This window comes from Streptomyces sp. NBRC 109706 (assembly GCF_000974485.1).
Lineage (GTDB): Bacteria > Actinomycetota > Actinomycetes > Streptomycetales > Streptomycetaceae > Streptomyces.
The window spans coordinates 862939-885358 of the sequence record NZ_BBOM01000005.1 but is presented as its reverse complement, the minus strand read 5'-3'; the positions used below and the strand labels follow the sequence as shown (position 1 = coordinate 885358).

Here is a 22420-nt window from a genome sequence, read left to right as displayed (position 1 = left end):
TGCTCTTCGCTGGTGGAGCGCCCTCAGGTTGGCTGCCGCTGACCCCGGAGACATCCCTTGTCCGAACCGGCACGGACCCCGTTCTGGCGGAACTGCTGCGGGACCACCATGCCCTCTCCACCCTGCCCTGCCTCGACAGATTGGAGGAGGGCGATCCTGTCGCTCCGGACGAACCGCGGGAGCTGGGACGCGGAGCGCGTGCGCAGCGGGACGACTCCCGGCTCACGATCCCGCATCGCGCCCCGTTCCGCCTTCTTGAGGACGTGGAGCCGTAAGGTCCCCGGCCACGGGCCGGCCCCCGGGCGGGCCGGTGGGGCCCCGGAGGCCCCGTCGGGGGAGGGCCGGCGGGGCTCCGGGGGCTGGTCGAGTGGGCGGGGGCGCGCCCCCCGGGGTGCCGCCGCTCCACTCGACCGTGGGGGTGGTCAGGCGGTTTCGGGTGTGGGGTCGGTGGGGCGTTGGCGGAGTCCGTCGACGACGGTCTGTTCGACGATTCCGGTCCAGCCGAGAAGGGTGCCGGGTTCGAAGTCGTTGCCCTCCAGGGCAACGATGCGTTCGCCGAGGTAGGCGTAGGTCTCCTGGTCGAAGACCCACTCGATGCGCTCGGCGTAGGTCTCGCTCTCCAGGGCCACGGCGATGCCGTCGTTGCCCGTCGCGTCGGTGGCGTCGTCGACCACCATCACTCCCGGGATCTGGCCGGCCGCCTCGTACAGCGCGGCGCTCAGGCCCGGCGGGAGCAGGTTCTCGCGCAGCAGGACGCCGATGGTGCTGAACGCCCGTTCCTCGGCGGAGTCGCCCTCGCCCGAGCCGTCCTCGTAGATCAACTCCAGCAGTGCGGCGGGGTCGGTCGGCAGGGTGCTCAGGAAGTCGTAGGAGGGGTCGTCCAGGCTGTCGCCGAGCGCGTCGTTGAGCTCGGTGCCCTCCGGCTCGTCCTCCATGCCCGGCGCGTCCGGCTCGATCAGCCAGCCCTGTTGCCCGTCCAGCGAGAGCCAGACCTCGCGGGAGCGCGGTGGCGACAGCTCCACCGTTGTCTCGTTCGCTTCCAGGTCCAGCTGGGCCTCGACGTACTGGATCTGGGAATGGGTGTAGATGAACTGGCCGGGTTCGGGGGCCTGGAGCTCGGCCGCGTTGGCGGCCAGCACGATCTGGCTGATGGTCTGCTCCAACTCGGTGGCCTCCGCCGTCGGTTCCTCCTCTCCGCCCCGCAGGCCGATGACCACGGCGCCGGCGGCCACCGCCATCGCCACGGGCACGCCGATCAGGGCCAGCCTGCGGCGGGGCCGGGCCGGCGCGCGGTGGGTTTCGGGGGCACGCGTTTCGTTCATCTCGTTCAACAGATGCTCCTCAAGGACGCGTTGACGGTCGGGAGGAAGCATCGGGTTCCCGGGCGGCGGGAGCAGGTGGGCCAGCTCCTCGCTTCCGGAGGTGTCCTGGTGCTTCATCGTGTTCTCTCCTCGATCGACCGGACCGCCAACAGCCGGCGGTCATCCGGTAGTTGTCCTCGGCGCCGGGCGGGTTCCGGGTTGTTCCCCGCCAGTTCCTCGGCCGCCAGCCGGCGCAGTCGCGTCCTGGTCCTGGACAGGCGGGAGCGCACCGTCCCGACGCGTATCCCGAGCGCCTGCGCGGTCTCCACATAGCTCAGCCCCGACCAGACATGCAGCATGAACGTCTGCCGTTCGCCCTTGGTCAGCCGGCCCAACGCGCGTTTGACCGCGGCGAGTTGTTCCGCGTCGGCGAGGCGTCCGACCAGTTCGTCGGAGAAGTCGGGGGCCACGGGGGGTGGGGGGAGCCTGGCCATCGCCTGCTGGTGGCGGCGTTTGGCTCGGGAGGTGTTGCGCAGCACGTTGACCGCTATGCCCATCAGCCATGGGCGGGGAGTGTCCCCCTCGTCCCGTAGCCGTTCGCGCAGCCGCCATGCCTCCAGGAAGCACAGTGACACGACATCCTCGGCCAGACTCAGATCGCCTGTCGCGCGCGCCGCATAGCCGTAGACCAGGCCCGCGTAGGACTGGAACAACTCCCTGAACGCATCCGGATCGCCGGCCCGCACGCGGGCGTGCATCGTTTGGTTCACCCCCCGTCTTGTCCTCGGAACTTGGCGGGTTCCTGTGACGTGCGTCACAGCGTACGTGGGTGCGGTGGGACGGCGACGACGGGAGGTCGCCGTCGGAAAGTTGGGATCGGTAGGAGTGGGCGGCCGCATACGGTCACGGCGTGCTCAACTCCGAGCGCCTGTACCGAGGGAGGGCCCACATGAAGTGGCTGGACAAGAAGATCAAGGCGCATCAGGACCGGGCCTTTGAGACGTTCGCCCGGATGCAGGGGGTCCCGCCGGAGCAGCTTCAGGCGACACAGCAGAACATCGTCCAGGGCGCCCAGGGGCATTACGACCCCGCCGTGGCGGCTTCGCTCAGCGACCAGGCGACGGCCGACTTCCTGGCCCTGCCGCAGGCCGAGCAGATGCGCCAGCAGCAGGAACTGCAGGCCGGCGGGCAGAAGCTGCGGCTGCTGTGGGAGACCGGCACCGATGTGGAGGTGACGATCACCTCGATCGCACCCACCGGGATCACCCTGGGCGGGCAGCACCAGTACACGATCGGTGTGCGGGTGGACGGCGCCGGTGAGCCGTACCAGGCTTCGACGGTGCAGGTGATCGCCGCTCCGATGTTCGCCAGTTACACCGTCGGCGCCCGGTTCCGGGGAAAGATCAACCCTCGCGACCGCGCCGAGGTGGGGATATTCCAGCGGATCGGCTGAGCGGTGAACGCCGTGAACGCCGTGAACGCCGTGAACGCCGGAAACACCGGAAACGTCGGAAGCGCTGTGAATTCCGTGGATGTGCTGAACGTGAATGCCCGGCGTCGGGCTCGGGTTTCCCTGATGGTGCTGATTCCCGTGACCACGGCCCTCTGGGCGCTGGCCGGTTATGCCTCGGTGTCGTTTCTCGAAACGTTCCGACTCATGGCGATCAATGACATCGACGGTTGGGCGGACGGGGCGGACAGCCTCACCAACGAGCCCATGCTGTTCTTCGGCGCGCTCTTTCCCGCCTCGTTCCTCGGGTTCGCCATCATGTGGCAGTCCACCAGCGCGTTTGCCACGTTCAAGGCGGGGGCGACCCTGAGCAGCACCGTTGCGTCCGGCGGTGTGGCCGTGGGGTTGCTCCTCGCCTGGCTGGCGGATCGGTGGACGGAGCCGAGGGCGGTGGGGCAGTTCGTCTCCGAATGGGACGGCAGCTCGGACTGGGGCCCGCCAGCCTGGATCGCCTATCACGCGCCATGGTTGCTGCCGGTGGTCTTCGGCGGCATCTGGATGACCGGCCTGCTGCGGTTCCTCTCCTCGCACAGTCGCCGTCGGTGGCCCGAGACCAAGGCGGCGGAGATCAAGGAACACGGCATCAGAATGCCGGGAACCATCGACCGGGTCGAATTCACCCACACCTGGGTCATGGGGAATCCGCAGTTCGATGTCACGGTCACCTATGTGGGCAAGTACGGGCCACGGCAGGCAACCGAGCGCTTTGTCACTTCCGTCGGATCCGCGCCCGTTCGGGGTGGGCAGGTGGATGTCTGGTACGACCCGCTGGGCCAGGAGGGCACGGTGCTCATCGAGCTGACCGAGCGCAGCTCCAACCACCCGGGAGATCCGGGCCTGTTCCCCCGCTGAGGTCGCCGGATTCCGGATTCCGGATTCCGGATTCGGCGGAAGGCGGCGACATTCTCCACGGCCCACTGCCGGAACGTTCGGCGCGGGCGGGGATCGTACTCCGCGCTGCCGGGTGGTGCCCCTTTTCGGTTCTCGCGGGTGGTTCGTTTGCTTTCCGTGCGAGGGGGAACTCGGGCCGCATGGCCGTTTTCCAGGGTTCTTTCCAGGGTTCTTTTCAGGGGGCACTGTTCAAGGGGTCCCGGGTGTTCAGCGGGATTGTCGGAGGGCTGATGGCCGGCTCGCGGGGGCCTGGGCCGGTTCTGGCCGCGATGGATCGGGTTGAGGGTTCGCGGCGTGCGGATCCGCTGATTCCGCCGTTGCGTGACGCGGTGCACACGATGCCCGCCGGGGTGCGGGATGCCCTGCACGGCACCCGGCTGGGGCATCCCGCGCATCCCGCCATGGTGCAGATCCCGATGGGCACCTGGCTGTCGGCCGCGCTTCTCGACCTGCTGCCCGGGCGTCGGCGCGCCCCGGATGTGCTGATCGCCGTGGGGTTGGCCGCCGCCGCGCCGGCCGCGCTCAGCGGTCTCGCCGACTGGGCCGAGCTGCGCAAACCGCAGATGCGCGTCGGTCTGCTGCATGCCGCGAGCAATACCGCCGCCGTCGCCATGTATGCCGCCTCGCTGTCCGCCCGGCTGCGCGGGCGGCGGATGGTGGGGCGAGGGTGGAGCTACGCCGGGCTGGTCACCGTCAGCGTGGGGGGCGCCCTGGGTGGGCATCTCGCCTACCGGCAGGCCGCCGGCGCGAACCACTCCGACCAGGTCGTCGCCGCGCTGGGGCCCGGCTGGCATCCGCTCGGCGCCCTGCACGACTTCCCGATCGGGGCCCCGGTCACCGCGACCGTGCGGGACGTCCCGGTCCTGGTGCTCCGGGAGACGGCCGACGTGCTCCGGGTGCTCGCCGAGCAGTGCGGCCATATGGGTGGACCGTTGGCCGAGGGCGAGATCGCCGACGGCTGTGTGCGGTGCCCGTGGCACGGCAGCACCTTCCGGCTGACCGACGGCTGGAACGTCACCGGGCCCGCGACGGCTCCCCAGCCGACGTTCGAGACCCGGATCGTCGACGGGCGGGTCGAGGTCAGGCTGCCCGCCGGGGAGAAGGAGAGGTAACCCGCGCCTCATTCCAGGGCGAGGTCCAGTTCGGCGAGGTCGGGTGGTACGAGGGTGGTGGAATCCACCAACTCCCGCAGCAGGTTGTGCATCAGGGTGCCGTCGCTCGCGTCGTCGTCCTCGTCGCGCATCAGTTTGGTGGGCACGCGACCGCTCTGGTGCAGCCGTCTGCGCACCGCGCCGACCCGTTCCTCGATCTTGCGCTTGGTCCAGCCGTACTCCGGGCGCAGCGCCTGGAGTTGAGCCTCCGCCCGGCGGTACACCAGTGGGCGCGGCTCCAGTTCGTAGCGCAGATAGCTCTGGCCGAGGACGATCAGGACCAGCCGTTCGTCGTCGTCCAGCGGCCACCGCTTCGGTGGCACGGTGGCGGCGGTCTCCTTGGCGTTCGGGCCGTGGTCGTCCCAGTCCGTGACATACAGCTCGATGAGGTGCTCGCGGTAGCCGGAGCCCCGGACGAAGACGGGGGTGTATCCGGGGGCGAGCGGTACGGGCTCGGTGCTGGTGTGGAGGAGCTGGCCGCGCGGCAGGCGCAGCAGCCGCTGTCCGGTGTTGCCCAGCCACCAACTCCGGTCGCTGTAGGTCAGTTCGCCGTGCCGGCGGCTGACGCAGGTGTCGTCGCCGCCGACCTTCAGATCCGTGTCGGGCTTTCCGCCGCGACCGAAGCGGATGGTGCTGCCGGCCTGGGGAACGGCCCTGACGCTGCCGGTCAGCGAGCGGGCCTGGAGGGTGCCAGGCGGGGGCGGCTTCTCGCCGTAGGGGAGACGGGCCAGGCTCGGGGGACGACGGACGCTCATCACCGCTCTCCTTCGCGTGCTCGGCTGCGGCGGGGGTCGCGATTCCAGTGTCCCGCGGCGGCTCGGGACCCCTCCCGGGGCTCAACCCGTCGGTGCCGGCGGGAGTTGGGCGGCGGCCGATCCGGCGAGGTCGGAGGCCATCGCGCACAGCTCGTCCACGGGCCGCCGGCCCCCGACGTCCAGGCGCACCATCTCGGCGTAGGTCTCGGCGTCCTGGCCGCCGTACCTGCGGTACTCGACGAAGGCCGTGCAGGTGCCCTCGCTGGCGTGCTCGGGCACGACGAACACGTCATAGCCGCTGAGCCGTAGCCGCCGGTCCGCCGACGCCGACTTGGGCTGGTCCCGGTGGAAGGAGATCTCGGTCTCCAGCCGGTCGATATCGCCGGACCACTCGCAGTCCCAGTTCTCCACCCCGACCTCGGGATCGTCCGGGTCCAGGCCGGGAACGACCGAAAGCGCTTCGGCGTCGAGCAGCGCGCAGGCGTCCGCCCACACCAGTGAGGAGTCGGGGAAGGGCGGGGTGCGACGGGGGAGAGGACCCTGGTTCAGATGTCCGGCAACGCCGTTGGCGACCGAGTCGGCGATCGAGCAGAGCGCCGCGTTGCCGCCGGCCACTTCGCCGTCCTCCAGCTTGACGCGCACTCCGAGCGCGATGCCGTCGCTCTCCATATGGGGTGGTAACAGCGTCAACGTACACGCGCGGTCCTGGGCCGGCCCCTCCATGACGCCGACCGCCCCGAGGCTCCGGGTGAGTTCCGAGCTCTCGGGCGACGAGCCGGGGCGCAGGGTGATCGACACGTCGAAACGGGTCTCCTCGTCCGGGCGGACGATCACCTCGCAGGTGTCGAAGTTCCCGAAGTCCCAGTCCACCTTGACGCCGCCGTGCCGGTCGAGGGCGTCGAGGTCGACCAGGGCGCAGAGATCGGCGCTCCCCGGCTCGCCGATCAGGGAGCCGGGTTCGCCGTCCGCCGGGACGCCCGTGGGCCCGCCGCCGGCGCCGGTGGCGTCGTCACCGCTGTCGGTGAGGGCGACGACGCCCACGGCCAGTAACGCGATGCCGAGGACTCCGGCGAGTAACGGCCAGCGTCGGCGCGGGCGTTCCACGCGCTCGGCGGTCGGGGGACGCCCCTCTTCTCGGGCGACGTCCGCCAACAGCCGCTTGGCCTCGGCGGCGTCGGGGCGCTGCCCGGGATCGCGTCGGAGCATCCTGGTGAGCACGGGGTGCAGGGGCCCCACGGCCTTGGGGGACATCGAGATGATGCCCTGCTCCGCCTTCCAGTACCGCAGCAGCTCGGCGTCGTCGTCCCCCTCGACCGACTCGCCCGCGTTGGCCGACTCGTCCCCCTCGACCGACTCGGTGTCGCCGCCGCGCGGCGGCGAGCCGGTGACGAGCGCGTGGAGGGTGGCGGCCAGGCTGAACACGTCGGCGGCGGGCCGGGGGATATTGCCCCTGACCAGCTCGGGGGCGGCGTAGTCGGGCGTGAAACTGGACGGGCCGTTGACCGTGACGGTCTCGGTGCCCCGGAACCGGTAGGCGGCGCCGAAGTCCAGCAACTTCGCGGCGCCGCGTCGGCTGAGCCCGATATTGGCCGGCTTGACGTCACAGTGGACGATGCCGGACTCGTGCAGCGCGGCGAGCGCGTCGGCGAGTTGGGCACCCACCCGGGCCGCCTGGCCGGGCGACATCCTCGCCCGGCCGTCCAGGCCGCCGCCGGGCACGTACTCCATGATGAACCAGTACGTCCCGTCCCCGTCCGCTCCTCCGTCGCCGTCCTGGGACACGATGTCGAACAGGGTGACGACATGCGGGTGGTCGCGGAACTTGGCCAGGGCGCGGGACTCGCCCAGCAGTTGCCCCAGGGTGGTGGCGCGCGCGCCGTCGGTCCGCTCCGGCTTCAGCGCGATGTCCTCGTCCACCAGGGTGTCGTGGGCCAGCCACACATCCCCGTTGCGGCCGGTGCCGATGATCTCCTTGAGGACATAACGGCCTGCGAACTCGTCTCCCGGTCGCACCCATTCCCCCAGCCCTGAGCGAGAACGCGCGGCCGTGCCGCCGCGCGGGACCGAATCTACGGGCCCTGGCACACGGTGCGCGGCGAATTACCCAGTGTCTTTACCGGACGCTCATATGCGTGGAGCGGGCCGGTCACCGGGCCGCGCCGTCCCTGCCGCCGTCCCTGACGAGGCCCAGCTCGCGGAAGACCCCCGCGCACCAGTCCATCGCGGACTCGAAGGTGCGCCACTGGGGATCGGTCGGCTCCAGGTAGGGCAGCACATACGGATCCCCGATGCCGTCCGGGAGGTCGTCGGGACGGCAGGAGAACGGTCCCTGTCCGTAGGCATCCCCGCATATGCGCGCGGCATGTTCCGGCGGGGCGCTGTCCCATACCGAGAGCCAGAGCCGGCGCAGCATCGCCGGGTGGGCCAGGACGAAGATCAGCCGGCCCAGGTCGAACGGTTCGGCCGCCGAGATCACCCGCGCGACCGAGACATAGCGCTCGCCCTCGACATGGACGCACATCCCGGACCAGACCTCGGCGCTGTGCCCGGCGGCGATGATCGCCGAGCAGAGCGCGGTCAGGGCCAGTCCGCGATGGCGCACCGAGGCGTGCGGCGTGGTGTTGACGAAGCCGGCCGGCACCAGGAAGGTGACGACCCGCCCGCGCGTGGAGACCCGTTGCGGGGTGGCGTCCACCATGCACTCGGGCACCCCGGACAGATAGGCGCCCACATCCACCTCGCTGCCGGTGACATCCCAGGTGGGGACCAGCATGGTGGTCATCACCTCGTCGCGGACACGTTCCCGCAGGGCGGCCACCGCGATCTCCACCTCGGGCACCCGGACCGTCCAGCCGTCGGTGGCCAGCCGCAGCGCCTCCGCCCAGGTGGCGCCCGGCCATTCGCCCGTGTTGTGGCGGCCCCGGCCGTAGCTGATGGTGTCGGGTGCCCTGGCGCGGTCCAGGAACTCCTGCCAGGACCACATCGGCGGCAGCTCGTACCCCCCTTCCCGCGCCGCCGACCGACCCGCCGGCAGCCAGGCGTCGCCGTTCACCGGCCCACGCCCAGCGCGTCCCGGTGCGCCTCCGACATGCCGCGCACGACCCGCCACCGGATGGCCTGCTCCACGCTGGCGCCGGCCTGGAGGAGCTTGGCCGCGTCGATGCTGGCGCGCGGCGAGAACATCACCGGCAGCCGCTTCTCCGCCGCCACCGCCCGCAGCCGCCGCACCTCGTCCAGGACCTGCCGCGCGTCCTCCGGCTGGGAAGGGGCGTGCGCCAGCGTGATCCTCTCCTCCAACTCCTCGTCCACCGGTACCTCGATGACCAGAAAGCGGTCGAGGGTGGCCGCGTCCAGCGCCTGACGGCCCACATACTGTCGATCGCCGCCGGTGCCATAGGTGTTGGCGGTGGCGACCAGACAGAAGTTCCGGTGGGCGGTGACCATCCCGTCGGCGAACGCGCAGGTCCCGATGGACAGCGCCTGGTTCAGCTCGGCCAGCAGCCCGGGATGGCCGCTGTCCAACTCGTCGAGCAGCATCAGCCCGCCGTGCTCGAAGGCGCGGCGGAACGGGGTGTCGTGGTAGTGGCCGTGGGCGTCGTAGTAGCCGAAGATCTTGCTCATCGGCGTGGTCGGGCCCAGCGAGAGCGCCTGGAACTCCAGCCCCAGTGTCTCGGCCACCTGCTTCGCCATCATCGACTTGCCGGTTCCGGCCGGGCCCACCAGCAGGACATGGCAGCGGGCGTGCAGCGCGGTGAGCACATCCGGGAGCACCTGATGCCGATGGCCCACCAGGCGGACCGGCTCGCCCTCGGGCAGCACCACCTCCAGGACCGGGGGAGCGAACTCGGCCAGGATGTCGGTGGCCTCCCCACGGGCGAACTCCCGCAACGCCTCCCGGCCGTCGTCCAGCAGGCGTTGCACCGTCGCCCCGTTCCTCCGCGTCAACTCCTCGATCGCCGCGGTGGCCTCGTTCCGCGCCTCCTCCAGCTCGCGCAACGTCAGGCCGGTCTGCTCCCTGATCTCGCCGAGCGCCGCGTCCGCCCTGGTCTGCACCTCGCGCAGGGCGGCGTCGGTTCGCTGCCCGGCCTCCTTGAGCACGGTGTCGGTGCGGGTCCGAACTTCCGTCAGCGCGGCGTCCGCCGCGCCGCGCACCCGCTCATCCGCGGCCGTGGCCCGTTCCCGCGCCTCGGCCAGCGCGGAGCTGGTGCCCTCCTGTAACTCCTTCAGCGCCGAGCCGCTCCCCTCCCGCAGCTCGGCGAGCAGCGCGCGACTGTCCGACCGCACCTCGGCGATGGCCGCGCCGCTTTCCGCGCCCACCAGCCGCAGCACCGACTTCCCCTCGGACCGCACGTCCTCAAGCGCCGCGTGGGCGCTCGCCGTTCCCGCCGCCTTCCCCTGGGCGCCGGCGATCTCGCGCACCTCGTCCGCCTGGACGCTGGCCCGCGCCAGCAGCTGCCGGGTGACCTCGGTCGCCGTCGACTGCGCCGTCTCCCGGACGAGTTGACGTGCTCCCTCACCGATGGCGGCCTGCACACCGTGTGGTCGTACGGCGTCCAGTGCCACCTCCCAGGCGATCCGGCGAACGTCGAGTGCGGTGTTCCTGCGCATCTCGGTCCCCTCTTCGTCTCCGCTCCGATCCCTCTCCGAAGGCCATCTTCGCGATGCTCCCCGGGACCCCTCCCCGACGGCGGTGCCTAGCATCCGGCCGCACAACGAACTCGGATACTCGGATATTTGGATAGGGGGGACACCCTGTGAGGCAGATTCGCTCCACTCGTTCCGCGCCGAGGACGCGCGGGCGGCGATCATGGGCGATCGCCGCCGTCGCGGCGGTCGCGGTGACGGGGCTCGTGCCGTCGGCCGCGCGAGCGGCCGACGAGCAGGTGACGCCGGGCGCCGACGCGGTGACGGCCAGCACCAGTGACGAGAACGTCCCGGCGAACGTGGTGGACGGCGACCTCGACACCCGCTGGTCGGGCGAGGGCGACGGCGCCTGGCTGGAACTGGACCTCGGCACCACCGCGACGGTCAGCCATATCAAGCTCGCCGTGCACAAGGGCACCACCCGCCAGAACGTCTTCGAACTCCAGCACTGGGACGGATCGGGCTGGGTCACCGTCCACGAGGGCGAGAGCAGCGGCCGGACGACGGGGTTGGAGACCTTCGCCTTCGAGCCGGTGGAGACCTCGAAGGTCCGCTACCTCGGCCACGGTTACGAGAGCGACGTGGACGAGGAGGGCGACTGGAACAGCCTCACCGAGGTCGAGGTCTGGACGGGCCCGGCGGATGACGACGGGGGTGGCGGCGGCGAGTTGCCGGCCGAGGTGCTCGACCTGAGCGGCTGGAAGGTCACGCTGCCCATCGGCGACGACGAGGACCCGACGGAGATCTTCCAGCCCGAGCTGGACAGCTACTCCCACGACCCCTTCTTCACCGTCACCGAATCGGGAGACGCCGTCCGGTTCCGCGCGCCCGTCAACGGCGTCACCACCGGCGGCTCCAGCTACCCGCGCTCCGAGCTGCGGGAGATGGAGAGCGGCGGCGGTGACGAGATCGAGTGGTCGTCGACCGACGGCACGCACTCCATGACGGTCGAGGGGGCGTTCACCCACCTGCCGGAGGACAAACCCCATCTGGTCGCCGCCCAGATCCACGGCGGCGACGACGATGTCACCGTCCTGCGCCTTGAGGGCTCCGAGCTGTGGATCACCGAGGGCGACACCAGCAACCACCATCTGATCACCGACGACTACGAGCTCGGCACGCTCTTCGAGTTCCGCTATGTGGTGAGCGACGGGGAGATCGAGGTGTACTTCGACGGCGAGTTGGAGACGACCATCGACCACTCCGACTCCACCAACTACTTCAAGACCGGCGCCTACACCCAGGCCAACTGCGGCAACTCCTCCCCGTGCGACGAGGACAACTACGGCGAGGTCGAGATCCACTCGGTGAGCGTCACCCACGACGACGACAGCCGGGACTCCGACGCGACACAGGCGGCCGTCCGCCACGACTGGGGCACCCCGCTCCCGATCTCCGACGAGTTCGACTACGAGGGCCCGGTCGACCCCACCAAATGGGCGGTGCCGACGGGCGAGGTCGGCGGCACGGCCGGCTGCTGGGAGGGCCACGCGGGCAACGGCCGTCGGTGCGCCAAGAACAGCACCGTCGGGGACGGCATCCTCACCATGGTCGGCGAGGCCAACGGCGACACCGGATGGCTCAGGCAGGAGCGTGACGAGCGGTACGGCCGGTGGGAGATCCGGTCACGTTCCGAGAACACCGGGTCCAGCGGCGGCCTCTACCACCCGCTGCACCTGATCTGGCCCACCGAGGGCAACCGGCTGGAGAACGGGGAGTACGACTGGGTCGAGTACTCGGACCCGGAAGCGGAGTGCCTCACCGCCTTCCTGCACTACCCGCGGAGCCCGACGGACGAGAAGGAACGCCGCGACCTCTGCCCGTTGGACATGACGGAATGGCACAACTTCGCCTTCGAGTGGACCCCCGACGCGTTGGTCGGCTACGTCGACGGTGAGGAGTGGTTCCACCTGTCGGACGGCGCGAACGACGACCGCGGGAACATCCAGGACATGCCCTCGGGGCACCTCAACATCCAACTCGACAACTTCACCGGCGACGGCGGCCTCCGCCCCGCCGTCTTCGAGGTCGACTGGGTCCGCGTCTACGAGTGACGACGCCGTCGGCTGCCTCCCCTTCGGGGAACGGGGGGAGGGGAGGAAGCTGACGGGCGACCCCCTGGCCCGGATAGCCTGGCCCTCCCCACACCGTGGCTCGCCCGGGAGCCGCTTTGTCATCACCAATCAGGGGAGGGGCGCACGCGTGGAGTCGCTCAGAGACGACGACCCCAAGACCGTCGGCGGCTACACCCTGGTGTGCCGGATCGGCGCCGGTGGCATGGGGCAGGTGTACCTCGGGGAGTCGGCAGCGGGACAGCAGGTCGCCGTGAAGGTGATCAGGGCGTCGATCCTTGACGAAGACAGCCGGGCGCGGTTCCTGCTGGAGGTGGACAGCCTCAAGACGGTGTACGGACCGTTTGTCGCGTCGTTCGTCGCGGCCGACGCCCAGGCGGAACACCCCTGGCTGGCGGTCGAGTTCGTGGCTGGCCCCGATCTGTTGACGTTCGTCCAGGAGCAGGGGCCGCTTCCGGTCGAGGAGGTGGCCAGCCTTGGCGCCCTGCTGGCCGAGGGGCTCGGCACCGTGCACGAGGCGGGTTTGTTGCACCGCGATCTCAAGCCGCAGAACATCCTGCTCGCCCCCTACGGCCCCAAGCTGATCGACTTCGGGCTCGCGGTGCTCGCCGAGCGGCGTTCGACGCTGACCGCGACGGGGATGGTGGTGGGCTCCGTGCTGTGCATGCCTCCGGAGCAGGCACGCGGAGAGCACTACCTCGACCGGCCGGTCGACGTGTACGCGCTGGGTGCCGTCCTGCTCTACGCCGCCACGGGCCACTACCCCTACTCCGGCCCCAGTTGGCAGGCGATCGCGCTCCGGATCGAGGACCCGGCCACTCCACCCGACCTCGATGGTCTCGCCCCCGAACTCCGACCGCTGATCACCGAGATGCTTGCCCTCGATCCCGCCGCCCGACCCGCGCTGCCCGAGGTCACCCGTCAACTCGTCGGCGTCATCACCGACCGTGGGCTGACCGCTGTGCAGGCGAAGCGCCGGCTCACGGACCGTACTCCGGCCCTCGCTGTGCCCGAGGCGCCGATCTCGCCCGCGAAGGCCCCGGTGAACGGGGTCCCGTACACGCCAACCCTCGTCGACGTGGCGGCGCGAGAGGATGACGACGTGTCGCGGGACGAGCGGTCGGCCGACGAGTCGCACCACGAGCCGCCGGAGCCCGCCGCCGACGGGCGGGAGGCATCCACGCCGCACGGGACGAACGTCGCCCGCACTCCGGTCCCGTTCTCGACCCCGATGCGGATCGCGGAGCGGCTGAGGAGCGAGTACGCGCGGGGGGCGCGCTTCTGAGCTACGCGCGACGGTCGGCCGGCGGGTTCCCCTCCTCGTCGGCGTCAAAGTCGCGGCCGACGTCATCCACCCCCCCCGTGAAACACTTGTCGCGCATGGTGTGCGAGGCGTGCGCGGCCTGACGAGAAGGGAACACGACGGGTGGCACAGCAGGGGGAGACCCGGTACCCGGCGGGTGCGCTGGTCCTGGTGCGAGACGAGGAGTGGTTGGTCAGGCAGGCGGTCCCAACCGACCACGACGGCGACCGGATCGAGGCGACCGGCGTCTCGGAGTTCGTCCGTGACGAGGAGGCCGTCTTCTTCACCGGGATCGACGCGGTCGAACTGCTCGACCCAGAGCAGACGCGCCTGATTCCCGACACCTCCTCGCACTACCGCCGTGGCCGGCTCTTCCTCGAAGCGGTCCTGCGCAAGACGCCCCTCCCACAGTCCGAGCGTGGTCTGGCCCTGACCGACCGCTTCCTGCTCGACCCGCTCGCCTACCAACAGCGTCCCGCGGAACTCGCCCTGTCGATGGGCAATCTCCGTCCGCGCATCCTGATCGCCGATGTCGTCGGCCTCGGCAAGACGCTGGAGATCGGTCTCACCCTCGCCGAGCTGATCCGCCGCGGCCGGGGCGAACGCATCCTTGTCGTCACCCCGCAGAGCGTCCTGGAACAGTTCCAGCACGAGCTGTGGACCCGTTTCTCGATCCCGTTGGTGCGGCTCGACTCCCTGGGGATCCAGCGCATCCAGCGGGAGATCCCCGCAGGGCGCAACCCCTTCACGCACTACAAGCGCGCCATCATCTCCGTCGACACGCTCAAGAACATTGGCCAGTACCGGCACCATCTGGAACGCATCCAGTGGGACGCGGTCGTCATCGACGAGTCCCACAACCTGATCAACCAGGGCAGTCAACGCCGCGCCCTCGCTGAGACGCTCGCCCCACGCACGGACGCCCTGCTGCTGGCCAGCGCCACCCCGCACAACGGTGACAAACGGTCCTTCGCCGACCTGATCGCCCTCCTCGACCCGGTGGCCATCGCGGACCGCGACCACTACGACCCGGCCGACGACCTCGGGCACCTCTTCATCCGCCGCACCAAGGTCAGCCCCGAGGTCCGCAACGACATCGGCGACGAATGGGCCGACCGAGGGCCCACACGTTCCCTGCACTGCGCGGCCACCGAAGCCGAGGAACGGATCTTCGCCGAGCTGGCCGAACACTGGCTGCCGGAGGCGCCCGCCGACACCGGATTCGGCACGGCCGGCCACGACCCGACGTCGGTCAGCACCGACCCGCTGTTCGCCTACAACGTCCTCAAGACCTTCCTGTCCTCCCATGTCGCCCTGGCCGAGACGGTCAGGCGCCGACGTGCCGTACTCGACAGGAAGGCGCGCGAAGCCGAGGCCGAGGGAAAGACCGTGGGGCTCGCGATCGCCCCCGAGCAAGCGGCCCTGGAGCGGCTGCGCGAGCTCGTGGCCGCCATGGGCGACGGCAGCGCGCCCGGCGACTCGGCCAAACTGGACGCGCTGGTCGGGGAGTTGCGGGAGATCGGGGTCGGCCCGCGAAGCGGGGTCCGCGCCGTGGTCTTCTCCGAACGGGTGCCCACTCTCACCTGGTTGGCCAGAGTGGTTCCTGCCCGACTCGGATTCCCGGCCGACAAGGACGGAAAGGTCAAGGCCGTTCGGGTCATGCACGGCGGCCTGAGCGACGAGGAACAACGCGCGTGCGTGGAGGCGTTCGGCCTCGCCGACAACCCGGTGCGGCTGCTGTTCACCGGCGATGTCGCCTCCGAGGGCGTCAACCTGCACCGCCAGTGCCATCACCTCATCCACTACGACATCCCGTGGTCCCTGATCCGCATCGAGCAGCGCAACGGCCGCATCGACCGGTACGGGCAGCGGCACGAGCCGCAGTTCCGCGCGCTGATCCTCACCTCGGCCCTGCCCGGAGCCAAGGACGACCGCACCGTCGCCGAGAAGCTGCTCGCCCGCGAGGAGGAGGCCCACAAGCTGAACGGCACGGCGGAGGCGGAGACCGGCTACTACCGGGCCGACGAGGAGGAACGCCGCCTCATCCGTGAACTCGTCGAGGGAGGCGGAGTCGAAAGCTTCCTGGAGAGCGCGCCCGCCTCGGCCGACACCGACCTCGCCGACCTCTTCGGCCAGGTCGACACCATCACCGAGCAGGAACCACCGGCCCGCGCCGAGCTTCCCTCACTGTTCGACGGGGACACGGCGGCCTTCGTGGACACCGCGCTGGCCGAGGTCTACGACGAGCGGGCCGAGGACCTCATCGGCCTGTCGCGGAGCGAGGACGCGCAAGGGCGCGCCTACCTCTCGCTCTCCCCGGAACTGGCCCCCGACCTGCTTCGGCGGCTGAAAGCGCTGCCGCCCTCCTATCTGAAGGAACAGGGCGTGGCGCAGCGCATGCTTCTCACCTTCGACCGGGACCTCGCGCAGGGCAAACTCGACCAGGCCCGCGACAGCTCGGACACCCTGTGGCCCGGGGTGTCCTTCCTCACCGACATCCATCCCGTGGTCGAGTGGCTGGTCGACAAGGTTCTGGTGCGGTTCGGGCGGCAGGAGGCACCCGTCATCACCTCCCCGCATGTCACCCACCCCACGTTCCTCGTGCAGGGCATCTACTCCAACGCGTTGGGCCGGCCCACCGTCGTCCAGTGGATGGCCGTACGAACGGAGCCCGGCGCCCCCGTCGTGCCACTGACGGAAGCCCTGCGCGCGGCGCGGGTCGGCCCTGACCTCGCCCACACCGGTGGCCCGCGCGACCTCGCCCACCTCCAGTCGCTGGTGCCGACGGCGGTGACCATCGCCCGCGAGCACCTGGAGCAGCACAAGGACCGGTGGGAGGCGCAGATCAGCGGCCCGCTCGCCGACTACCGCGCGCGCCTGAGCAGTTGGCACCAGGACGCTCTGCCAGGTGCGAACGCCAGGCGAGGGCAGCAGATCGAGAAGACCGCCAAGGACCAGGCCCATCTTCTGGACCAGTTGAAGACGACGGGCCGTCCCCTGCTGCGGGTGCTGGCCGTCCTGGACAGCCCCGCCCCTGACGGCGGGGCGGCCAACCCTGACGACCCGGCGGAGAACCGACATGACGTATGACTCGCTGGTCAACCACGGCGACTACCTCTCGGCGCACTACCTCGCCGAGGTGCTGCCGAAGGACCTCAGGGCCAAGGACGGCTTGCTCGCCCGCTGGGCCGAGGCCGAGGACGAGGCACGGCGCGCCCATCCCAACGCCGTCGCCGAAGCCAAGCGCGCCGGCGCCGCCCCGGCCTCCGTCCCGCCGCGCGCCCGCACCCCACGCGAGGGTCTGCGCGCGCTGCACGGCCCCTACTTCGCCGGCCGCGCCGACTTCGCGCAGGACGCTGCCGCACTCGCCGAACCCGACGCGCCCGTCCCCGCCGACTGGGGCCGACGGCTCACCGCCCTGCACCTCGCCACCCTGCGGGCCCTCGGCTATGGCTCCGCCCACGAGCAGCCCGTCACCGTCCACCGCGCCGGCCACGAGTACACCGTCCAGGCCCTGCACGCCGAAAGCGGCCTGATCGCCGTCGGCTGCGGCTGGACCGCCCAGCCGGACGCCGCCCTCGACCCCGATGGCGCTGGTCGCCTCCTGCACCCCGTGGCCCTGGAGGGGGCCGGCCGGCTCACCGACGCGAAGGCGCTCGCCGACTTCCTCTTCGAGTGCGAGGAACCACCCCGCTATGTGCTGCTCCTCGCCGGCGGCGTCATCGTCCTCGCCGACCGCCTCGCCTGGCACGACGGCCGCTACCTCGCCGCCGACCTGGACGCGGCGCTGAACCGTCGCGACGACCGCAGCGGCGGCGAACTCGACACGGTGGCCGCGCTGTTCGGCGCCGACTCGCTGCGGGCCCCGGAGGAGGGCGGCACCGCCCCGCTCGCCGGCTTCGTCGAGAAGTCGGGGCAGCACGCCGTGGGCGTCTCCACCGAGCTGCGCGAGGGGCTGCGGCTCTCCGTCGAGTGGATCGCCAACGAGGTCCTGGCCCGGCTGCGCGAACAGGGCGTCGCCCCACGGCAGCTCGACGATCCGACCCGCCTCGCCAAGGAACTCAGCCGCCAGGCGCTCCGCTACCTCTACCGCGTGCTGTTCCTGCTGTATGCCGAGGCCCAGCCGGCGCTCGGCATCCTGCCGGCCGACTCGCCCGAGTACACACGCGGCTATGGCCTCCAGCGCCTCGGCGACCTCGTCGTCAGGGACCTGACCGGCGAACGGTCCCGGCAGGGCTTCCACCTGTACGAATCCCTCGACCTGCTCTTCCGCAAGGTCGAGCAGGGCCACCGGGAGTTCGGCAGCGTGCCGGAGGACCGGATCGCCGAGGCCGCGGACCGGGCGGCCGGCGAAGCCGAACGCGAGGCCGCCGAACTGCTCGCCGCCGGCGCCCTGACCCAGGCCGAATACACCGAACGGGTCCGCGACGCCGACCGCGCCCGCCGCGCGGCGGCCCGCAGCGCCGATATCGGCCTGCGCTTCGAGCCACTGCGCTCGGAGCTGTTCAAGACGGACGCCGTCCGTCTCATCTCCGCCGACCGGATCGAGCACCCGGCGTACGACGGTGAGGACGAAGGGGCGGCGGAGCACCCGGAGTTCCTGGACACCCGGCTGCGCAACGAGACGCTGCACCGGGTGCTGCGTCGCCTGATGCTCACCAGGGGCAAGGGCCGCGAACGCGGCGGCTTCATCTCGTACGCCCAGCTGGGCATCAACCAACTCGGCGCGGTCTACGAGGGCTTGATGTCCTACACCGGCTTCATCGCCGAGGAGGACCTGTACGAGGTCGCCAAGGCCGGCGACCCCGCCGGCGGCAGCTGGATGATCCCCGCCTCCCGCGTACGGGACTACCCCGACGAGGTGTTCGTCGAGCGCGCCGACGAGGAGACCGGCCGGTCGACGCGCGTGGTCCACCCCAAGGGCTCGTTCGTGTACCGCCTGGCGGGCCGCGACCGGCAGACCTCCGCCTCGTACTACACCCCGAAGTCCCTCACCGAGGTCACCGTCGAGCTGGCCCTCAGGCACCGCCTCGACCAGGACGGAACGACCACGGCGGCGCGTGAACTGCTGGAGTGGAAGATCTGCGAACCGGCTCTCGGCTCGGGCGCGTTCCTCAACGAGGCCATCGACCAGGTCGCGGCCGAGTATCTGCGCCGCAGGGAGACGGAGTTGGGCCGCCGCGTCGACCCCGAGCGGCGCCAGATCGAGCTTCAGAAGGTCAAGGCGTATGTCGCGCTGCACAACGCGTACGGCGTCGACCTCAACGCCACCGCCGTGGAGTTGGCGGAGGTCTCCCTCTGGCTCAACTCCATGCACCCGGGCATGCGCGCCCCGTGGTTCGGCCTGCACCTGCGACGCGGCAACTCCCTCGTCGGCGCCGGCCGCAAGGTCTACGGGGCGGACGCGCTGCCGCACGGCGGATGGCTGACCCGGAAGTCCCCGTCGCCGCCGACCGAACTCCCCTTCCGCGACGGCGACTTGCCGGACGGCGCGGTGCACCACTTCCTCCTCCCGGCCGTCGGCTGGGGCGCGGTCGCGGGCGAGAGCGAGGCGAAGAAGCTCGCGGAGGAGCAGGCGAAGGCGCTGGGCAAGTGGCGCCGGGGCGTCCAGCGGGCACCGAAGGGCCCCAAACCGTTCGAGGAGCGGGACAACGACGAGCCGGCGGCGAAGCGGCAGCAGCGTTACGAGCGGTGGGTGAAGACGGCGGCGAAGACGGAGCTGTGGCGCGTCCAACGCGTCGCGCGCCGGGTCGAGTTCCTGTGGAGCCTGGTCGCCAAGCGCCTGGAGCTGTCCGAACGGAAGATCTCCCGCCGCGTCGACGTCTGGGGCGCGGACTGGCTGGAACCCTCCACGGAGGCGACGGACAAGCAACGCGTTCTGGACGACCTGACGGTGGCCGGCACCCCGTACTGGCGGCTGAAAACCGTCATGGACGCGTGGTGCGCGCTGTGGTTCTGGCCGCTGGACAAGACGAACGAGCTGGACGGCACGGGCCGGATGTACGAGGAGGGGCGCGGCGTTCTCCGCGAAGCGGACCTCCCGGCCCTGCTGTCGAACCCGGAACCCGCCGCCGCCCCGGCCGCCCCGGCCGCGCCCGGGGATTTCGCCTGGCAGGCGGCCGGCCTCTTCGACGATCCGAACGGCGAACAGGGCGAGTTGGGCGTCGACGCGGACGGCTCCGCCGGCCTGCGCACCAGGGTCAAGCTGGCCGGGGGCGGCGGCGGCCGACAGGCCCGGATCGCCGAGGACAAATGGCGCCCGATCATCCCGCTGACCAACTTCGCCGACTGGCTGGACTTCCTTGAGGCGACCCTCGGCACGGAGGATATCCCCGACGGCTCCTTCCTGGCCGGCCTGGACGACCTCCCGGTGGACGAGGCCCTGCCGGTCCTTGAGGCGTACGAGCGCACCCTCGAAAGCACCCTCGGTATGGACCGGGCGTTCAGCCTCGGAACACGGTTCCCCTGGCTCCACACGGTCGTGGACATCGCCGGCACGAACGAACGCGACATAAGAACCGAGGACGGCCACGGCTTCTTCCACTGGGAACTCCACTTCGCGCACGTCTTTCGCGGGGCGGGTGGCGGCTTCGACCTCCAGGTGGGGAATCCGCCCTGGGTGCGGCCGAGGTGGGAGGAGAACCAACTGCTGGCCGAGTACGAGCCGTGGTTCATGCTCACGGAAAAGCCGACACAGGCCGAGAAGGCAAGTAGACGGGACCAGTTGACGGAGGCTGGGAACGTTCGTCACTACCTGCTGACGGAACTCGCCGCACACAGCGGACTGGGCGCGATGCTCGGTCTGGGCCAGATGTATCCGCTCCTCAGGGGAACCCAGCCGGATCTGTACCGGGCCTTCATGTGCCGCACTTGGGAACACACCGCGCGGGCCGGGACGGTGGGACTGATCCATCCGGACTCTCACTTCAGCGGCGACAAGGAGGCACGGCTACGCGAGGCGGCCTACACGAGGCTCCGAATTCATGGCGACTTCGTGAACGCCGGCAACCGCTTCTTTCCACCGCCGGTCGGTCGGTCGAGCCACTTCGGCGTGCATATCTACGGGCCGGCGAGGGAAATTGGCTTCGACCACCTGTCGTGGCTTTTCTCCGTGGAAGCGCTGCGCCTGTCCGCCCAGGACGATGGCACGGCTCCGGACCCCGGCGTCCGCTACGGAGACAGCTGGGACGAACGGCCGCACCAGAAGCGGATCGTCTGGGTGGACGAGGACACGCTGGAGCGGTGGCAACGCCTGACGGGCGACGAAGATCAGCCGGTGCGACAGGGCCGATTGCTGTCGCCGGTGAGCACGGCCGAGGCGCAGGCGATCGAGGCGCTGGCCGACTACGATCTGCGGCTGGCCGACTATGAGCCGCAGATCAGCAGCGGCTATCACGAGAGTGGCGCCAAGGCGGCTGGCCTCATCGACTACAACGTTCGCGGCAGGTCGGGCGACGTACGCAAGCCAGCCGACTGGTCCGAGGTGATCCTCAAGGGCCCGCAAATCGGCCTGGCCAACCCGATGTTCAAGCAGCCGAGCCAGGGGGCCGGCGAAGTCTTGGGCCTCGATCCGGTGACGCTTGCCGACGACGCCGTGCCCGAGTCCGAATATGTGTATGTAGCGGCGAAGTCCGTCTACAGCGCGGCGCAGGACAAGTGGTACGACGGCCGGACGCTGGACCAGCTGAGGGCATCGAAACGCGAGGTGGCAAAGGCGCGTCTGGCCGTCGCCGAGGCCCGGGTGATCGGACCGGAAGAGGTGACGGAGGAGGAGATCGAAGCACACCTGGTGGGCCTGCTGCGGCGGCCGTACACGGACTTTTATCGGGTGGCTTGGCGGGAGATGATTGCACCGGATACCGAACGTAGTTTGTATGTGGCTCTCATCTCACCGGGTGCAGCGCACGTGGATCTGGTGCACAGCGCCGGGGTAGGGGATGATCGTTCCACAGCCCTGATCGCAGGTTTCTGGACAGCGCTTCCGGTGGACTATCTGCTGCGCACCACGGGTGTCGGACATCTCAAGAAGGCCCCGGCCCGTAGGATGCCCGTCCCTCAGCGAGGGCATCCTCTTGAGTCGGCCCTGCTGCTCCGTGCACTGCGCCTAAACTGCCTTACCAACGCTTACGCTGACCTTTGGCATATGTTGCACGATCCGAAATGGTTGGGCGGTGAGCCTTGGGCCTTTAATTGGCCCGGCCTCCAAGCTCTGGATAAGGTCGGGGCTGAATGGCAGCGGGATACACCCCTACGAACCGAACGAGCTCGCCGGGCCGCACTTGTCGAGATCGATGCTCTTGTCGCTGTTTGGCTTGGAGTGAGTGCCGACGCTCTGGCTGCCATGTACAAGTCCCGCTTTCCAATCATGCAGGACTTCGACGCCGTCACCTGGTTCGACGCGAACGAACGCAAGATCGCGGGGAAGCGCCATACGTTCGGCCACGGCCAGACCAAGGAGCACTACGAGCAGTTTGTCGCGTGGCAGAAGAAGGAGCGGGCTGAGCCGCCGGAGGGGTATGTCGCGCCGTTTTACAAGGCGAACCGGGAAGAGGAGATGCGGGCCGCGCACGCGTACTTCTCGGAGCGGCTTCAGCAGGCGATCGACAAGGGGGAGTGGGCTCCGCCGGCCTAGGCCGGGGCGGGTACGCGTTCACTGCTGGCCATGGACCGCGTGATCACCAGAGCCGTGCAACGGCAAGCGACCCTGCCGAACCTCGGCTGACCAGCAGGTTCCTGCCCCTACGGGCAGCACCACCTCGACCGGCATCGTGGAACCCGACGCACCAGCCGGGC

General features: G+C 70.3%; 13 protein-coding genes. 7 read left to right on the top strand and 6 right to left on the bottom strand.

Features of this window, described 5'->3' with window-relative positions:
• Nucleotides 1–422 precede the first annotated feature (422 nt).
• On the bottom strand, nucleotides 423–1439 hold the full coding sequence (locus tag AOM46_RS08805) for a CU044_5270 family protein (protein WP_062207707.1): 1017 nt from the start codon (nucleotides 1437–1439) through the stop codon (nucleotides 423–425).
• Nucleotides 1436–2071 carry an RNA polymerase sigma factor gene (locus AOM46_RS08800; RefSeq protein WP_234313684.1) on the bottom strand — a complete coding sequence of 212 codons (636 nt, stop codon included), beginning with the start codon at nucleotides 2069–2071 and terminating at the stop codon, nucleotides 1436–1438. Before AOM46_RS08800 ends, AOM46_RS08805 begins: the two co-directional genes overlap by 4 nt.
• A 140-nt stretch (nucleotides 2072–2211) precedes the next feature.
• On the opposite strand from AOM46_RS08800, the gene AOM46_RS08795 reads away from it, so the two are divergent.
• From AOM46_RS08795 to AOM46_RS08785, 3 genes are all read left to right on the top strand, one after another.
• Nucleotides 2212–2754 carry a hypothetical protein gene (locus AOM46_RS08795; protein WP_158920307.1) on the top strand — a complete coding sequence of 181 codons (543 nt, stop codon included), beginning with the start codon at nucleotides 2212–2214 and terminating at the stop codon, nucleotides 2752–2754.
• A gap of 123 nt (nucleotides 2755–2877) precedes the next feature.
• A complete protein-coding gene (locus AOM46_RS08790; protein WP_158920305.1) occupies nucleotides 2878–3663 on the top strand; it encodes a hypothetical protein in 786 nt (261 codons plus the stop codon).
• A gap of 308 nt (nucleotides 3664–3971) precedes the next feature.
• Nucleotides 3972–4814, top strand: coding sequence for a Rieske 2Fe-2S domain-containing protein (locus AOM46_RS08785; RefSeq protein ID WP_234313683.1), 843 nt, complete (start codon nucleotides 3972–3974; stop codon nucleotides 4812–4814).
• A gap of 8 nt (nucleotides 4815–4822) precedes the next feature.
• Here the strand turns inward: AOM46_RS08785 and AOM46_RS08780 are convergent, their stop codons facing one another.
• The 4 genes from AOM46_RS08780 to AOM46_RS08765 form a co-directional block, all read right to left on the bottom strand.
• A complete protein-coding gene (locus AOM46_RS08780) occupies nucleotides 4823–5608 on the bottom strand; it encodes a hypothetical protein (protein WP_062207693.1) in 786 nt (261 codons plus the stop codon).
• An 81-nt stretch (nucleotides 5609–5689) separates the two neighbouring features.
• Nucleotides 5690–7621, bottom strand: coding sequence for a serine/threonine-protein kinase (locus tag AOM46_RS08775; protein WP_062207680.1), 1932 nt, complete (start codon nucleotides 7619–7621; stop codon nucleotides 5690–5692).
• A 133-nt stretch (nucleotides 7622–7754) separates the two neighbouring features.
• The gene (locus tag AOM46_RS08770; RefSeq protein ID WP_234313682.1) at nucleotides 7755–8660 is read right to left on the bottom strand and encodes a hypothetical protein; all 906 of its coding nucleotides are present in this window, start codon (nucleotides 8658–8660) and stop codon (nucleotides 7755–7757) included.
• Nucleotides 8657–10216 (bottom strand): AAA family ATPase, encoded by a 1560-nt coding sequence (locus AOM46_RS08765; protein WP_107080016.1) that lies wholly within the window; start codon nucleotides 10214–10216, stop codon nucleotides 8657–8659. The genes AOM46_RS08770 and AOM46_RS08765 overlap by 4 nt, the downstream gene beginning before the upstream one ends.
• A 230-nt stretch (nucleotides 10217–10446) precedes the next feature.
• Between AOM46_RS08765 and AOM46_RS31365 the strand changes: the two genes are divergently transcribed.
• The 4 genes from AOM46_RS31365 (at nucleotide 10447) to AOM46_RS08745 (ending at nucleotide 22259) form a co-directional block, all read left to right on the top strand.
• Nucleotides 10447–12306, top strand: a complete 1860-nt coding sequence (locus AOM46_RS31365; protein WP_067226002.1) for a polysaccharide lyase family 7 protein — start codon at nucleotides 10447–10449, stop codon at nucleotides 12304–12306.
• Nucleotides 12307–12454: 148 nt separating this feature from the next.
• Entirely contained in the window at nucleotides 12455–13609 is a 1155-nt protein-coding gene (locus AOM46_RS08755) for a serine/threonine-protein kinase (RefSeq protein ID WP_062207678.1), read from the top strand.
• Between the two features lie 141 nt (nucleotides 13610–13750).
• Nucleotides 13751–16717 carry an SNF2-related protein gene (locus AOM46_RS08750; RefSeq protein ID WP_062207676.1) on the top strand — a complete coding sequence of 989 codons (2967 nt, stop codon included), beginning with the start codon at nucleotides 13751–13753 and terminating at the stop codon, nucleotides 16715–16717.
• Nucleotides 16707–22259 (top strand): DNA methyltransferase, encoded by a 5553-nt coding sequence (locus tag AOM46_RS08745; protein WP_062207674.1) that lies wholly within the window; start codon nucleotides 16707–16709, stop codon nucleotides 22257–22259. Before AOM46_RS08750 ends, AOM46_RS08745 begins: the two co-directional genes overlap by 11 nt.
• Nucleotides 22260–22420 lie beyond the last annotated feature (161 nt).